Origin of the sequence: Shewanella sp. SM69 (genome assembly GCF_025653985.1) — a bacterium.
Lineage (GTDB): Bacteria > Pseudomonadota > Gammaproteobacteria > Enterobacterales > Shewanellaceae > Shewanella > Shewanella oncorhynchi.
Genome location: NZ_JAKKRV010000003.1, coordinates 15,982 through 32,084, shown reverse-complemented (window position 1 = coordinate 32,084; position 16,103 = coordinate 15,982). Strand labels below are relative to the sequence as shown.

Annotated in this window: 13 protein-coding genes and 1 tRNA gene; 5 read left to right on the top strand and 9 right to left on the bottom strand. The window is 45.5% G+C overall.

Going from position 1 to position 16,103, the window contains the following annotated elements:
• Window positions 1-304: 304 nt before the first annotated feature.
• Together L5M37_RS06000 and L5M37_RS05995 are read left to right on the top strand one after the other, a co-directional pair.
• Window positions 305-1,906, top strand: a complete 1,602-nt coding sequence (locus L5M37_RS06000) for an ABC transporter ATP-binding protein (RefSeq protein WP_263199788.1) — start codon at window positions 305-307, stop codon at window positions 1,904-1,906.
• Window positions 1,903-3,480, top strand: coding sequence for an ATP-binding cassette domain-containing protein (locus L5M37_RS05995; protein ID WP_263199787.1), 1,578 nt, complete (start codon window positions 1,903-1,905; stop codon window positions 3,478-3,480). The genes L5M37_RS06000 and L5M37_RS05995 overlap by 4 nt, the downstream gene beginning before the upstream one ends.
• Before the next feature lie 284 nt (window positions 3,481-3,764).
• Here L5M37_RS05995 and L5M37_RS05990 read toward each other — a convergent pair whose 3' ends face one another.
• From L5M37_RS05990 to L5M37_RS05980, 3 genes are all read right to left on the bottom strand, one after another.
• Window positions 3,765-5,174, bottom strand: coding sequence for an ammonia-forming cytochrome c nitrite reductase subunit c552 (locus L5M37_RS05990; protein WP_198573664.1), 1,410 nt, complete (start codon window positions 5,172-5,174; stop codon window positions 3,765-3,767).
• Window positions 5,158-6,369, bottom strand: coding sequence for an NnrS family protein (locus L5M37_RS05985; protein WP_198573628.1), 1,212 nt, complete (start codon window positions 6,367-6,369; stop codon window positions 5,158-5,160). The genes L5M37_RS05990 and L5M37_RS05985 overlap by 17 nt, the downstream gene beginning before the upstream one ends.
• Window positions 6,370-6,875: 506 nt before the next feature.
• Window positions 6,876-6,952, bottom strand: a tRNA-Trp gene (locus L5M37_RS05980).
• Between the two features lie 381 nt (window positions 6,953-7,333).
• Between L5M37_RS05980 and L5M37_RS05975 the strand changes: the two genes are divergently transcribed.
• On the top strand, window positions 7,334-7,672 hold the full coding sequence (locus L5M37_RS05975; protein WP_028761503.1) for a PBPRA1643 family SWIM/SEC-C metal-binding motif protein: 339 nt from the start codon (window positions 7,334-7,336) through the stop codon (window positions 7,670-7,672).
• A 106-nt stretch (window positions 7,673-7,778) separates the two neighbouring features.
• On the opposite strand, the gene L5M37_RS05970 is transcribed toward L5M37_RS05975, so the two are convergent.
• The 4 genes from L5M37_RS05970 to L5M37_RS05955 are packed head-to-tail and all read right to left on the bottom strand — an operon-like array spanning window position 7,779 to window position 10,813.
• On the bottom strand, window positions 7,779-8,723 hold the full coding sequence (locus L5M37_RS05970) for a hypothetical protein (RefSeq protein ID WP_263199785.1): 945 nt from the start codon (window positions 8,721-8,723) through the stop codon (window positions 7,779-7,781).
• 40 nt (window positions 8,724-8,763) lie between these two features.
• Complete coding sequence (locus L5M37_RS05965; protein WP_263199783.1) at window positions 8,764-8,922, bottom strand: hypothetical protein; 159 nt, start codon at window positions 8,920-8,922, stop codon at window positions 8,764-8,766.
• Window positions 8,919-9,845, bottom strand: coding sequence for a 3'-5' exonuclease (locus L5M37_RS05960; protein ID WP_263199781.1), 927 nt, complete (start codon window positions 9,843-9,845; stop codon window positions 8,919-8,921). The genes L5M37_RS05965 and L5M37_RS05960 overlap by 4 nt, the downstream gene beginning before the upstream one ends.
• Window positions 9,846-9,880: 35 nt before the next feature.
• Window positions 9,881-10,813, bottom strand: coding sequence for a DUF808 domain-containing protein (locus tag L5M37_RS05955; RefSeq protein WP_263199779.1), 933 nt, complete (start codon window positions 10,811-10,813; stop codon window positions 9,881-9,883).
• A 251-nt stretch (window positions 10,814-11,064) separates the two neighbouring features.
• Here L5M37_RS05955 and rpiA point away from each other — a divergent pair, with 251 nt between their 5' ends.
• Complete coding sequence (gene rpiA / locus L5M37_RS05950; protein WP_028761507.1) at window positions 11,065-11,727, top strand: ribose-5-phosphate isomerase RpiA; 663 nt, start codon at window positions 11,065-11,067, stop codon at window positions 11,725-11,727.
• A gap of 194 nt (window positions 11,728-11,921) precedes the next feature.
• Here rpiA and L5M37_RS05945 read toward each other — a convergent pair whose 3' ends face one another.
• Together L5M37_RS05945 and L5M37_RS05940 are read right to left on the bottom strand one after the other, a co-directional pair.
• Window positions 11,922-13,112 carry a class I SAM-dependent rRNA methyltransferase gene (locus tag L5M37_RS05945; protein ID WP_263199778.1) on the bottom strand — a complete coding sequence of 397 codons (1,191 nt, stop codon included), beginning with the start codon at window positions 13,110-13,112 and terminating at the stop codon, window positions 11,922-11,924.
• Window positions 13,113-13,414: 302 nt separating this feature from the next.
• Window positions 13,415-14,620, bottom strand: coding sequence for an endonuclease/exonuclease/phosphatase family protein (locus tag L5M37_RS05940; protein ID WP_263199777.1), 1,206 nt, complete (start codon window positions 14,618-14,620; stop codon window positions 13,415-13,417).
• A 775-nt stretch (window positions 14,621-15,395) separates the two neighbouring features.
• On the opposite strand from L5M37_RS05940, the gene L5M37_RS05935 reads away from it, so the two are divergent.
• Window positions 15,396-16,103 (top strand): hypothetical protein, encoded by a 708-nt coding sequence (locus tag L5M37_RS05935; protein ID WP_263199776.1) that lies wholly within the window; start codon window positions 15,396-15,398, stop codon window positions 16,101-16,103.

The following is a 16,103-nucleotide window of genomic DNA, read 5'->3' as shown; positions in this document are numbered from 1 at the left end:
ATACGAAAGATTTGTTGCCAATGAGAATAGTTATCAATTATATTATCGCCGTTCAAAACATTTATCAACACTGTGTTGATAAATAAAAATGACCGCTTAATATGGTCGCCATCTCATGGTGGTTCAATTTTTATGAAACAAGGAATTTGGCTCGTGGATGTTCATTTGCCCATAAACTCTGGCACTCAGACTATTTTTTACTCTGCAATATCAAGACTTCATCGCTTCATTGGCCTTGTGTTAATCACACTTTCCAGACCGAAGCCCAGCCTGTTCCACTTCGATTTTTTAGGTGAACATTAAAATGCAGCGACTTTTCAGTCCCACTTCAACATTAGCCTTCGCCCTACGTCCGGCGATTCCCGCACTCACTTTCGGAATGCTGCTAGCGGCAGGTGCTGGCGTGATGGCACTAAGTGCACTCTGGTGCGTAATACAGCTTATTGCTGGCCATCACTCGCTATGGTTAGCGGGGGCGCTCATATTTGGGGTCGCATCAGCGTTGCTATCAGCTGGCGCATCTTGGGTTAACCACAATGCTGAGGCGCAATTTTCTGGAAGATTAAGACGTCATGTTGCAGCGCATCTTGTCAGGCTGCCACCAAGTACTTTGGCAAAATATAAGGGCGAAAAGTTAAAGCGATTAATGGTCGATGACATAGTGTCATTGCATCATATGATCGCGCATTTACCCTCAGAGTTAGCGACCTTTATCATTGTCCCTGCCATCACTATTGGTTTGCTGATCTTAAGTGCGGGCTTAGTGGCATTACTTGCCCTTATCCCAGGCCTAGTCGCAGCGCTTTTCTATTTGGTGGTGATCCCAAGGCTTGCTGCAAAACAGGGTGAAGCACGAGTTAATGTGATGGGAAATATCACTGCAGCAGTAGATGACTACGCCCGTGGTGCGCCTGTATTTCGCATTTATGGCGCACAAACGGGTGCTATGGCCGATTACCAAAAGGCAACGACACATTTTATTGGGGATATTCTTGAGCGGGTAAGCAAGGTATCCACTTCAGTCGCCGTGGCCACATCACTACTGCAGGCTGTCTGTACTTTTGCCATTGTCTATGCCATCGGATATGAATGGCCGCCAGAAAACCTTGCTGCGGCCTTATTCTTCAGTCTGGCCATAGTCACGCCAGCCCTAAAGCTCGGGCATGGGCTTGATTATCTTGCCACGGGCCGCGCTGCCGCTCAGCGGCTAACGGATTTTCTTGAGCAGTCGAGAGTTCCTGTTGGTAACGGCAATATTGAGCTTAATGCAAATATGCCGCTCACCCTCACGAATGTTGTGCCTTCACTGTCTACAAGCAATCAATCTGTGCCCATTAACTATCAATTTAGGTCTGGCAGAGTGACAGCAGTTACAGGGATCAGTGGTGTTGGTAAATCCACATTACTGCGCTTATTAGCTGGCATGGAGCCGCTACATGCCGGAGATATTCGACTCGCTGGTATGGTACTCAAAGAGATGGATGAAACCTCGATTAATCGCGCGATCATGCTATTGCCGCAAAGTGCGGGACTACTGGCAACCTCCATCGCCGACAATCTCGCGCTCACCGCACCTTGTGCCACGGATGACGATTACTTAGCAGCATTACACTGCGCGCAATTGGATAAATCCTTAAATACTCATGCAAGCACACTGTCTGGCGGTGAAATACAACGCGTTAATCTTGCCCGTGTGTTTCTTTCACCCGCTCGCGTGATATTGCTTGATGAACCTACATCGGCCCTAGACAGCGAAACGGCATTTAACGTGCTCACAGCACTAAGCCATCACGCAAAAACAAACCACAAAACGATTGTGATGGTCACCCATGACTTAACGCTTTCTGAGCTGGCGGATGACAAGCTCACACTCAAGCATCATCACATAGAAGGAGAAGGCCAATGATAAATCGTCCCCAAGATTACGCAGCCATAAAACACTTAATACCTGTTGCCTTCGGTTGGGCTGTGGCGGCCATATTGGAAGCGGCATGCTACATTCAACTGGCTTTAGCCATTATTGAGCAGCAATCACCACAAAAAGTGCTATCCATTGCCGCGATAACCATACTCACCACTATACTGGCTTCGCGTTCAGGTTTTTGGGCTGGCGCACGGCTAGCCAATGCGCTCTACAGTGCATTAGGCACGACCATGCAACAAGCGAAACTCTCTTGGTTTACACCGAGTGTCAGGACACTACTCATAGAAACTGTCTCTCGGAGTATTCCTGGCTTTATGAGTATTCCGGCACATCAATTTCAGGTATTTATTCATGCACCGCTTATTCCGCTCTGCATTACCTTTGGCATAGGATTGATCGGTGGCATGCCACTGGTACTGATGTTGGCTAGCTTGTTGCTCGTGTCATTTGTGATTCAGAGTATGGCGCAACGAGCCCTTGCCCGCGCAGATATGGACCGAAACAACACTGAATTGGCAGCAGATCAGTCAACCCTTGAACTGATCGACCACTTAGAGTTACTGCGTACAGCAGCAGGATATAGCGGCGCAACAACACGGTTAGAGCAAAACTGGCAAACACAAGAAATCGCATTAGAACGAACTAATCGCGCCGCTGCTATAGCAACATTACTGTCGGCTATCGCCAGCTTTTTACCTATTGCAGGCATGGCACTCTATCTGGTGCTATCCGGTATAAACAATACGCCAATGTTGCTCGCAGTCTTGATGTTGACCATGCGCGCGGCGGCGCCACTTGAGACTCTCGCCGTGGCGGCAATAGGCATTAATGATCAGTTAGCGGCTATTAAACACTATCGACAAGCGACTCATGCACCAACGCTCAAAGAGCCAAGCCAAGCGCAACAAAAGACACCGAACAATCATACAATCGAACTGAATAACGTAACATTTCCCCCTGCGGTGCAAAATATCAATGCCACTATCGAATCAGGTGAACGCGTGCTGATTTGTGGCCCGAGCGGTTCAGGTAAAACCAGCTTACTTAAGCTATTGATGCGCTTTGATGATCCCACCCTAGGCCTGATCACTTTGGGCAAGGTGCCGCTCACGTCAGTTCCCGCAACTGAACTTGCCCGCTTTTTCGCCTATGTGCCGCAGGATCCACTCATCTTTATAGGCACCATTGCCAGTAACATTCGTATTGGTAACCCTGATGCCGACGATCAAGCCGTAGATAAAGCGGCACGCCAAGTGGCTCTGGATGAAGTATTAGACAGATCAGAACTGGGCATTTACCAAGAAGTCGGCCTGCAAGGCGCAGGGTTATCGGGAGGGGAACGCCAAAGGCTTGCCTTAGCACGAGCGCTTATCAAAAATGCGCCGATTCTGATAATGGATGAGGCCACCTCGGCATTGGATGAAGAGACAGAAAAGCGTGTAGCCAAGGCTATTTGCGAACAGAGTTGTACATTGGTTTTAGTTTCGCATCGAAACCAATCACTTTGGCAGCCAACCAAGATAATAGAATTTCATCAATCAGTTGCCTCAAAGTAGGATCGGCTTTCTACGCATTAAAAAACTGAATTACAGATGTCTTACACAGATTATAGTGATTAATTTGTCGTTACTGACCACATCTCAATGAGTTATATACTGCAGCCGAAATGACATGAATCATTTCGACTGCAGTTATTATTCGTGCAAAGAAGATGAGCATTACTGTAGAACCGACCAAGCCTTGTTGGCATAACGCTCACTGAATCAAAGCATAAATACTCGAGCTTCCTCTCGCTTTTGAGCTTTAAAATCCCTCAAATTATCAGCTACCCGTTAATAAACTAGTAACCATATTTTGCGACAGGGTGCCAATTTTTATTAACATCCTCTTCAATAAACTTTTGTTTTTCTTTGATTAAATCCGATTCAACTAACCCTATCGCTTGATGGGCCTTTTCCTTAGTACTGATATCTGGATAACTAACTTGAGTCACGTTAAGTTGCTTCAATATTCCAGCGAGCAGATGACGTGCTTCGTTCGCTTGTTCGATAGCTTTATCTAAAAGCTGCTTACCTTCTTGTGGATTATGTGCATACAAACCATGTGAAGACATGGCAAAGTCCCAGCGCCACTGACTGTGTCGTATCGCCATAATGGGCTCATTCATATTCTCCCATTTAGCACCTGCATCCCATGCCGCTTTGGCTTCATAGTGGGCCTTGACGAGCAGAGCTTCAACTTCGCGGGCTTTGGTCTCAATCGTTAATTTATTAGCCGCGAGCTTGGTTTCAATTTTGGTTTTACTGCTATGGCAGCCACTGCAACTGTTATCAAAATGCGGTAAGGCTTTATCAACTTTATGGCTAGTAAATTCAACACCTTTTGCATCCTGCTGGGTAGGCATATGGCAGGTAATGCAAGTGACACCGACTTCGGCATGTTTACTGCGACTCCAGTGTTCAAACTCAGGATGACGTGCTTTGAGTATGGGGGTTTTCGAAAGAGGATGGATCCATTCGAAGAAGCGGCGAGTGTCATAATATTTTTCAATATCATCTGCGGTGCTGCCAAAAATCCAGGGAATATTAACAACATTACTTTTTTCCGGACGAAAATAGTAAGTGACATGACATTGACCACATACCTGCGCACCTTGCATATCGGTATCTTGTTTATCGAATGGCAGGTGAATTTTAGCCATAGCCTCTTGGGCATGGGGACGAGGTAAAGTTAACTTATTAGTGCCAGATTCATGGCAATCACTGCAATACACTACGCTTTGGATCTCTTTGCCCAGATCGGTAAAGTTTTTAGCGGAGTATCCTTCAAATCCCAGTTGTTCAATCAATCTAGGGGCATCCGGTGTCTTGCAGGTCCAACAACTGGCGGATAATCCTTTCTCTCCTGCTTTAGGGGGGACACCTGTACGTAAAGTATGCGTCACATCAGCAACGGCAAAATGGTGCCCACGTGGGCTATGGTACTCTTTGGCATAGGAAGATCCTGCCCAGAGTATGATGCTGGCGGGATAATTGGCGAGCATATCCTCGCGTTCAACTTGTTCAGAGGTGGCTTGCCAAGATTGATATTGGTTAGGATATTTTTGTTGATTGCTAGTATCGGAAGCCGCTACAGATGCACATGTAGTTATGACGAGCAAGCAAATCATTTTTAGCAATATAACTGTTTTTAAATAAATTTTCACTTTGTATCCTTTTGTCCTAACATCAATATTAACCTGGGCGCCCATCGATACGGGGGCGAGAAAGTATCGGCAAGTAATGCCATACAAACAGTGCAAATGCGATAAACCAGCAACTGCCAGCCAACCATAACCAGACTTGGGTGTGGGCCGGAAACCAGATGGGCATTAATGCCCTGAGCAGTGCCGCTAATGGTAGGCAGATAAATGCCAAGATCATTTTCGGGCCCTCATAAATATTTCGACTTGTGTGCCCGAGTGACACTCTGGAAATCATCGAAAGACACAGGGTAGCCATACAACCAATAGCAAATAGGTGAAGCAGACTGCGATAGGCATATTCATTATCGAGATACCAACTCATGGCTAACAGGCTGAGTGGCAACATTAAATAGGCAAGATGCAAGGACCACAGCATAGGTTCTTTCAGTGTTTTATGGGGTAACCAGCGTGCAAATCGGACCAGCTGCAAGAGCCCTGCAATGAGCAGTAAGCCTCGCTCGACTTCCAGAGGTATAAGGTGGATGAGTGATTGAATGACGAGCAAGATCATTGTCAGGATCAGCGGGTATTCAATCCAAGTTAAGGGTTCTGCTTTGGTGGCCTTAATGCGCATCGCGGTAAAGAATGGAATGACACGCCCACCGACTATGGTGATAAGTAAGGCTAACCACCATAACATCGCCTGCCAGATCTGGTTGGCAAGGATAAAATCGCGTTCAAATAAAGCGTAATAGCTGACATTGTTAATCACGAGTGCGGCAAACAACATGAGCGGAAAACCAATATTGCGCCATTGCTTCACCTTATAAATGCAGCGCCATAGAGTAAGGCTTGCCATACCAAGGAACAAGGAATCAAACAAGGCGGGCAAAATGAGCGGAACTTGCATTGGGAGTAAGAGTAATAATCGTGCCAATAGCCAGCAGCTAAAGGTCAATGCGAGTGGCCATCCCTTTAATGTGGGTTGGTTGGTCCAATTTTGAACGGCAGTCAGCAAAAATCCACACACAATTGCCATAGCGAAACCGAACAGCATTTCATGTGGATGCCACCATAGCGGCAGTATCTTGCTCCAAAAGGATGAAGGGAAAAAGCTATATTGGGGAGTAAACCAAGTTAATAGCCACAAAGGGATATATAGCGCAGCTAATATGGCTCCCCCAAGGAAAAAAGGTCTAAAGCCTAAGCGCCATAACGCGTGAGTACGTTCGGTTTGTGTAGGATCATCAATATTTAGCATAGTTGTTAGCCGAGTTGCAGAACGATGATGAACACACTTAAGATGCATTCAATATAGCCCTTATGTTGTACTGTTATGACCTTCAATTCAAACTAAATCTTAGATTTTGGAACTAAGATCCCAAAGATGAACAAAAAATAAAGTGTCGTGGAATACTCATATCTGACAGACAAAAGTTCAATGCGGACTTTTACACAGGTAACGGCACAAACAGTCACACATTGGAAAATTTTAGATGGGGTAACTCGCTTTAGCGTCGATTATCAAGCTAAAAACTGGCGGATTAGTGACTTAGCCAACAACCTATTTGATGAACAAGCATTGACAGTAAATAGCCTACAAGCCGCAGTTATGTGGAGGGTTACAACAAAAAAATGGAAATAGTACCGGCAATTTGTAGCGTTAAAAAATGGCGAGTTATTCAATCCAAGCAAAATCATTTTTTACGTTTTATTCGACACAAAATAAAACGGCTCGCATATTTCTATGCAAGCCGTTGTTTTATTTGGCAGGGGTGGCAGGACTCGAACCCGCAACCATCGGTTTTGGAGACCGCTGTTCTACCAATTGGAACTACACCCCTGTTGACGTGGGGCATTATGCTAAAAGCACTTCCAAAGGTAAAGTACTTTTTATGGCAAAACTCATTAACTGAAGGTTTTTCAAACAAGTTAGGCTATTGCTGTTGATTTAACTGCCACTGAGATTAAAAAGCCATCGCATATTAGCTTAATGACGTAGTAGATACTTAGTTTAGAGCCCATAGGTTAATAGTAACTCGACTAAATGATCCCACAACAAATCAGTTTGATGACGTCGAATAAGTGTGCCGTTTCGGCCATTTTGAGGTGCTTAAGGGTTAAAGACGCGCATTTATCGAAAAAAGATCTGAGTTCGATTTATAAAATCGGCGTTTTATAGTATAAGCATCGTCAATTTCATACACTGCTCGACGGAACCACTCATGTCTGACAAATTTTTCTTCAAGGGTCGTAAAACCCCTAAGCCAAAGCACGAAAGCTATGGCTACAACACTAAGCGTGCCGCTAAACCGGGTACAGAAGCATTACCATTACAATTAATTGTTGCCGACGAAGCGCGTAAACTCGAAGTTGCCGCGATTGTTGCCGAACACCAGCTGTTCGCCAATATCGAAGTCAATGCCGACGTCGCTGAAGATATTGTTGAATTAGAAGGTTTATTAAATAAGCCTAAGACCACGACTTTCGAGAAAAAACCGAATCGTAACGAGCCTTGCGTTTGTGGTAGCGGTCAAAAATTCAAGAAGTGCTGCGGCAAGTAAACGCTTTCATCAGCGTGATATAGATAGGGACTTTTGCTGTAACGCTTTTTTGCGTCGGGAATAGCCCCTTTTCTCCCCTCTTTTTAGTTTCTCTCACCAAAGCCAATTAATCTTCCAACTTTGAGATAAAAATCCGCTGCAAATCGTTATTCCATAGCTGAATAATTTTGCGGGTCTTTTCTTTATTCCAAAAACATTTACCAAATAAAATCAAACCAGCGCCTTCAAAGCAGCGTTTATCTTCTATTTCAAATTGCACTAATAATGGTTGCTTTATCCCATCGATAGGAATGCCGATATCTTTGCTGTCGGCGGGGTTAAGCCAACTCATCGTCGGGTCAGTGTGGGATATCGTGCCCCAATACATGTGGGGTTTATTGTCGCTTGGGTCCGCATCGGCAAAATTGACAAACAGGTTCTTCGCCCGCCAACGGTATTTTCGCTCAGCGTCTGTGTATACCCAGAGATCCGATTTTGCTAAATCTGTACCGCGCAATAAACTGTGGAGTAACTTTTCGAGCCCTTGGCTAGGCACTCGTTTTTCAGTGGTATGTTCAGCGGTGTTAACTTGGTAGCCTGTTTTCGACTCTTGTATTCGATCATCCACTGAGGATGCAATAGACACTTTAGATGACTCAGGCATAGAGGACAATTTAGGCGTTGGCTCAGTCTTGCTACTTAATACCTGTGCAGTCGAAACTTTGTTTGCAGGCGTATGGCGACGAGGTTTACGGCTAAAGTCGATCATTAAGGCATCGGCGTCCACCAGCTGTTGCTGCACTTCAATGGCATCTTGCTCCTCACGGGACTTTTGTGCCGAAGGTTTAAATTCAATACAATCGGCTTGGTGATATCGCGAGCCAAAACAAGCGGCTTTACCGTCCTTTGAGGCTTTACGGAAATATGCTTTACCACCGCAGGCGGGGCAAATTAACCATTGCCGCAAACGCTCGATATCCTCATCGGGTAATTGTTGAAACTTAAAAACACTATAAGTCGTTCTCGCAATTAAATGATCCTCTGTTTCGAGTTCACAAATAGCATCTAACATAGTGTTCTCCTTTATTTTCGACTGCTGGCAATACCGCTATCTATGCCCAAGCATTAATCCAAAAAGTGATAACACTTAACAGAAGCAAGATGCCAAGTACGCGATAAATCAAACCTAAAGTACTGGTGCCTTGTGAGCTCGCATCCGAATGTAATGACATGATTTTAACTTTTGCGGCATCTTGGGTTTTGTGTTTCATTCTGCATCCTTAAAATATTTCGCCAATGGCACTATCAAACTTGAAGGAATTAATAATGCGGCTTTTGCGGCACTCGATGCATGATAAAAGGGTGTCAGTTGAGTGATTAACGCGTTGAAGCATTTGAGTGCGGCCAAGGCATCGGCGGCGGCATAATGAATTTGCGCACTGGATAACGGCACGTGCTGCCAATTCGATAAGGTGACTTTTTTAGGTTTGTCGATACGAACACCCAAAAGCGCCGCAACTAACTGGCGCGTCCCCATTTCCTTCTCCGCTCCAAGTTGAGCCAGTGCCCAATTTAAATCTAATGTTGAAGCGACATTAATGCCCCATTGTCGCCTGAGAGCATGTGCATCACTGCGTAAACCAACCCCGACTTTGAGTATGGTTTCATCTTCTAATAAGGCTTTTAACTGGGTGAATTGCTCACCCAAAATGGCATGCTGAAATAAATAACAGGTATCCACTGTCGCGATTTGAATAAGACTCAAGGGATGTTGCACGCCGCGCTCAAAGCTTGCACGGGTTTCAGTATCAAAACCTAAGACTTGCTCAGCCTGTAATAGTGCTAATACTGTATTAAACTCCGACGGCTCAACTACCTCGATGCGGACATGTTGAAATTCAAAAGCTGCTAACGCTGCAAGTTCAATATCATCAATACGTGTAGTCAAAGCGATACGTTGCTGCAGCCACAAATATGCCCACTGACGCTGCGCTTGAAGTTGAGTTTTAATCGCATTTTCAGCCTCGGCCGATACCCGCTCACTTTTCAGCGGCTCAGTCGAGGCATTGAGGTTATCAAGATAAGCTGTGCCAGCAGCATCCATTACCGCCATTAACCCATCGGCATCTTTGCCAAACTCTTTACGTAACCAAGCCAGCTTACTCGGGGAGACACAGTACTTCATTAACTTCATCGTGCTCATCCTTGATGGTTGATGCGCGCAGCTAGTTAACTACGCAATTTCTGTATTCCTTTCATCGCAATAAGTGCAACAGCGCCAGCAACGACACCAAATAAGCCATTAAGAATACTTGGCGTCAGCACAGCAAATACAGGTCCAACAACACCAATGGCAGCAACCGCTTGTTCAGCATGGTGGATTTGCTCGCCGACTAGGTGTAGGCCATGAGTTAAAATCCCACCGCCCACCATAAACATGGCTGCCGTGCCAATAATCGTTAAACTTTTCATTAATACGGGAGCTGCGCTCAATAAACCAAAACCTAATTTACGGTTCATTTGAGTTAATACAGAAGCGCCTTCACGTTGGCTCAAGTACAAACCCGCATCATCCATTTTCACAATTGCCGCCACTAAGCCATACACGCCTATGGTCATGACTATCCCAATGACAGCTAACGTAAAAAACTGTGTCGATAGGGATTTGTCCGCAACGATACCAAGGGTAATGGCAATAATTTCCGCCGATAACACAAAGTCGGTACGAATCGCCCCTTTGACTTTTTCGGCCTCGTAGGCGGCGAAATCTTTAATCTCAGGTAACTCATTCTCTACTTGGGTTTCGTGTTGTTGCTGGCCTTTTCTATGGCTATAGCTGTGATGCAGTTTTTCAAACCCTTCGTAACATAAAAACAGTCCACCAAACATTAATAAAGGGGTGACAGCCCAGGGAATAAAAGCGCTGATAAGCATTGCTGCTGGCACTAAAATCAACTTATTACGGAATGATCCCTTGGCCACCGCCCACACTACGGGTAATTCACGATCGGCGCTTACGCCCGTCACTTGCTGGGCATTGAGGGCTAAATCATCCCCCAGTACACCCGCGGTTTTCTTTGCCGCTACTTTACTCATTACCGCTACGTCATCCAAAATCGATGCGATATCGTCGAGTAAGGTTAATAAACTCGCGCCTGCCATGCTAAATCCCTCTACAAATCATCTATAAACCATTCTGCTTTTGCCATAGTAGCTTAGTTAGATTAGTTGCGTATAGCGAAATGCTTTCCAACTTAACTGCTTAAGTTACTTACGTTATTGGGACTGGTTGCTAATGTGAAAATGCCAGCAATCTAGATCACACCCACGGTGGAATTGCGCCACATTATTTATCGGAAAAGAGTATACTAAGCCCAGAATTTTTTACTCATTTGCCGTTACAGGATGTCAACATGACTCAAGATGAAATGAAAAAAGCTGCCGGTTGGGCCGCACTTAAGTACGTTGAAAAAGACAGCATTGTTGGTGTTGGTACGGGTTCGACTGTGAATCACTTTATCGATGCACTGGCGACCATGAAAGCCGATATCGAAGGCGCAGTCTCTAGCTCTGAGGCATCAACTCAGAAAATGAAAGCGCTGGGTATTCCCGTTTATGACTTAAACAGCGTCGATCGTTTATCTGTCTATGTGGACGGTGCCGATGAAATCAACGACCGCATGGATATGATTAAAGGCGGCGGCGCGGCATTAACTCGCGAGAAAATTGTCGCGGCAGTGGCTGAGAAGTTTATCTGTATCGTGGATAACACTAAGCAAGTCGACATACTAGGCGAATTTCCACTACCCGTAGAAGTCATTCCGATGGCACGCTCTTATGTGGCGCGTCAACTTGTTAAACTTGGCGGCGATCCTGTGTACCGTGAAGGCGTTGTGACCGATAACGGCAATGTGATCCTCGATGTGTACAATCTTAAGATCCTTAATCCAAAAGAATTAGAAAGTCAGATCAATGAAATAGTCGGTGTAGTGACTAACGGTCTGTTTGCCAAACGCGGTGCGGATGTGTTACTCGTTGGCACCCCTGATGGCGTAAAAACCTTTACCGCCAAATAAGTTAAGCGTAAAAATCCTATCACAGTCACAAGGCTGCTGATTGTAAAAATGCACAATAAAAAATACGCTGTAAAAATGCCAGCCACTTTTTCAAAGGGCTGGCATTTTTTATGGTTCTTTTTATAGCTCTTTTTTATAGTTCAATGTTATCTGACTCAGCTGCCCATCGCAGACAGCTTATATCAAACGCTGGCTTACCAAGCTCTGGCAACTAGACCTTTTAAGTAGAATCCTTCTGGGAAGGCGCTACCGATAGGGTGATCGCTCGCTTGGCTTAAGCGTTCAATAAACTGGATTTCACGTTTCGCATCGAGCGCGGCATCGGCCACGATTTTTTGGAACAGATCCGCAGGCATTAATCCTGAGCAAGAGAAGGTCAATAACACGCCGCCCGGATTCAACAACTGCAATGCAATCATATTGATGTCTTTATAACCACGGCAAGCCCCGTTTAACTGTGCCTTGTTATCGGCAAACTTAGGCGGGTCGAGCACAATCACATCAAAGGTTTTGCCTTCATCACGATATTGGCGCAACAACTTGAACACATCGGCTTCGTTGTAATGCACATTGCCATCACTCAAACCGTTCACTTGCATATTGAGGCGCGCTGTCGCCAAGGCGAGAGAAGACACATCGACGTTTTCAATACTGGCAGCACCTGCTTTCGCGGCGTACAAACCAAAGGTGCCTGTGTAGCAGAAACAGTTCAATACCGATTTATCTTTCACGAAACGGGCGGCAATGGCGCGGTTATCACGTTGATCGAGATAGAAACCTGTTTTATGGCCTTTAATCACATCGACAGCGATCTTAATGCCGTTCTCTTCGATAATCACTGGCATTTCAGGCAGAGTGCCGTGCAGTAAACCGGTAACTGGCAGCAGGCCTTCTTTCTTACGGGAATCCACATCGGAACGCTCATAAATAGCGCAATCAGGATATTGCTCAGCCAATAGCTCGACTAAGGTATCGCGCCATAAATCAGCACCTGTGCTCAGTAACTGACACACCAACACATTGGCATATCTGTCGATGGTGATCCCAGGTAAACCATCGGACTCAGCAGCCACTAAACGGTAACCCGTTAAGCCTTGCTCGCGAATTAGATCGTTACGGCCGATTTGCGCCCGCTGTAAACGTCTGGCAAAAAACGCGCGATCAATTTCTTCTTCGCGATCGAAAGTCCAAATCCGCACTTGAATTTGCGACTCAGGCGACCAAGCACCACGACCTAACCAATGACCATCATGCGCGACCACATCGACTGTCTCACCCGCTTCAGGTTTTCCCTTAATGTTATGAATAGCATTGGAAAATACCCAAGGATGGCGACGCTCGAGTGACTTCTCGCGGCCGGGTTTAAGTTTGATTCTGATAGCCATAGTTGCCTTTAAAAATAGGGCCGCCACTAAAAAAGGGCTGCTGTCTAAAAATGGGAAACGGATGATATACCCAATGCCACCTAAGTGCGAGTACCGAACACGCCGAAGCGCTTATTTACCATCATCCACGGGTGGCCGATCATACCTTATTTTAACGGTTAATTCTGAATGATATTCATGCGAAATGATGTTGGAATGGTTAATGAAATAACGTTAACAAAACCGTAGCGAGAAGATGCCTGCGCGATAAAGACAACTGACATGATTTGAAATAAGACGAATTAATCAGTGAACACGAGAACTTAGCTACGTAGCGCTAACTCAACAATGACGGGCGCATGGTCAGTACTGTAGGCGTCGCGTTCATATTCAGGTCTGATTAAGTGTCTATCGCAGGTCTGATAATCTACGACTTGCGCTAAACTGCGGCCATGGCTCGCATCAAACTCACTCGAAAGCAAAATATAATCCAGCACTGAACCTTTAGGGCCATAGTAATGGGTCGCCGCTCTGTGTTCCCTATGGTAAGCGGTATTACCCGTCAAACTGTCCCTCAAGTTCGCTTCAATAAATAACTCATAGGCATCCTTAAGTTGATACTGAGCAAACACCGCCGCTAACGCCGCATCGGATAAATGCCCAAGGCCAGCGGCTTTAATGTCATTACTGTGGATACTCTCGCCCTGTATCGTTAACGCATCTAAGGCGCCCATTGTCAGACTGTCATTAAAGTCCCCCATCACGATAACGGGATGTTTAGATTCTTGCCTGCGTACCAATATGCCATTGAATAATAATGCTGCTTCTGCGCCGCGCTGCATGGTAGATGCCCAGCGGCCTAAGGCTTGCTCTGTGAGTAATTGGGTTTCTGAATGCAGTTTCATGCTCGCTGCGGGCGCTAAATTATCTAAACTAAGTGGCTGATGTCCGAGAGGTTGATGTTCAAGGGACTGATGTTCAAATAGCTTAGGCTCGAGCGCTAATCCGGCACGTTTTGACTTAAAGTGCACCACATAATAGTCACACTTGCCGATATGTGGCACTTCAACGGTTGCGCGCAGCACCTTACGGCTAAAGGCAAATTCACTCGATAATCCCATGGCTGCCACTAAACGCGTATCAGGTTCGACACTGCTGATTTCCACTATGGGATACCGGGAGGCAAGCGCGACCACAGGGCTGCGATAAATGTAATCACTGATAAGAGTTGGCTCATCAACGACCGCAAAATACCCTAGACCTTGCTCACTGGCGATTCGTTTGAGCGGTTCAGGGCTAAACACTTCTTGAAATCCCACAATATCGGGCTGGCGATGTGCGAGAAACTCACTCAACCACTGACACTTTTTCTGCCATTGCCCATGGCTATAGATATTTTCAAAATCATAGTAAGCCAAAGGCGGCTCAATAAAGTTAAACAGATTGATACTGGCGATCTTGATATTCGCGGTGCATTTATGATCGATAGGTGCAGCCATTGATTCCAACTCATCGATATTATGTGCCACAGCTTAATACCCCCAAAATCTGAATACAGCAAACTCTCTTAATCTGACTTAATCTGACTTAATCTGAGTGAGCACAATGACTCACCGCAGGCACGACAAGGGTATACCCGAAGTGCACTAATGCCAAATTCCCCATTATGGATAAAGTGTTAACTCATCTCTGGCGACTCAAATACAGCTTACTGAGATAAGTCATACCGTTAAAAACCACAACTCAATATCACAGTTAAATCCGACAACAAAAATCAACCGCTATCAGCCAAAAAATAAACAATCAAACAACAATGATTAGCACGCAAAACCACCAGCACTCCCAACAAAATCACGCAAGCCCAAGAATGATCATAAAATTAACTTTTACTTAAAGTGTAAATTCAAACAAAAACATATGTAATAACATGTGCGGTTGACTTTACATTTCAGTCCCTTAGAATGTGGCGACTTTAATCATTGCGGAGACCCACTGTGGGCACACACATAAGCGACAGTAGATGCCCTGTCCAAAAGACAGGATTTAACGCCTAGCACTAGCCCGCAATATTTGCTGCTACCTGCTAAGCAGGGTAGTAGTGTGAACCATTCTTCACTCAGCCTCCCCCAAAATATCAATCACAGACAATAAGCCTGAGCCTATGGCTGCGCTTTAGCAATTCCAGCATTTTGCTGGGGTTCAGTTATGTGTATTTATTGCATCTCAAAGCAAGTTTTTTGCCTCAGTGGACTTCGTTTTCCCTATGGATTTACACCTATGGGTTTACATCTGAGGAGCCTAAATATGGCTTACATAAACAACACATCAATTTTGCGATCTTTATCCTGTGCAAGTATCAGCTTGTACTACAGCATGAGTGCGGCGGCATCCCATCTCGAAGTGGATGATCCTGCCCTCGCGGAGCGCTGTGAATTAGAAATGGGCTGGCAACAACCTAGGTCGGATCATGCTCGCCCACAATTAAACGCGGCCACGACTTGCAGCCGCAATCAATGGGAATGGCATTTAGGATTAGCGTCCAATGCCAATGACGATATTCGTGAGGAGCAAGCAGAGGTCGGCATTAAGCTACCACTCAACGTAAACTCCCACTCAGATCCAGAGCAGCAACAGGATGATTGGCACAGCGCACTGGTGATTAACTTGCAGAAAAACCTCGATGCCAGTAACGAATTAGCCACCGAAGTCTTCGGCATTTTTGGCAAAACCTTAGGCGATTCTGATGTCAGTCTCTATGCCAATTTAGGTTTTACCCATGAGTTTAATCAATCAACCCAATTGCTTGTGGGTATCGCGGCGGCGTATGAACTCAGTAGTCACCATCGCGTGATAGCTGAGATTTATCAAAAAGAATTGAGCGAGACTGCCTATCAATTCGCCTATCAACACACACCACAACAACAGCTACAGCTGGAATTGAGCTTAGGCAATGCCCTTAGTGGCAACGCGCTGCAACTTGGCGCAGACATCACCTTTTACTTTGGTCACTAG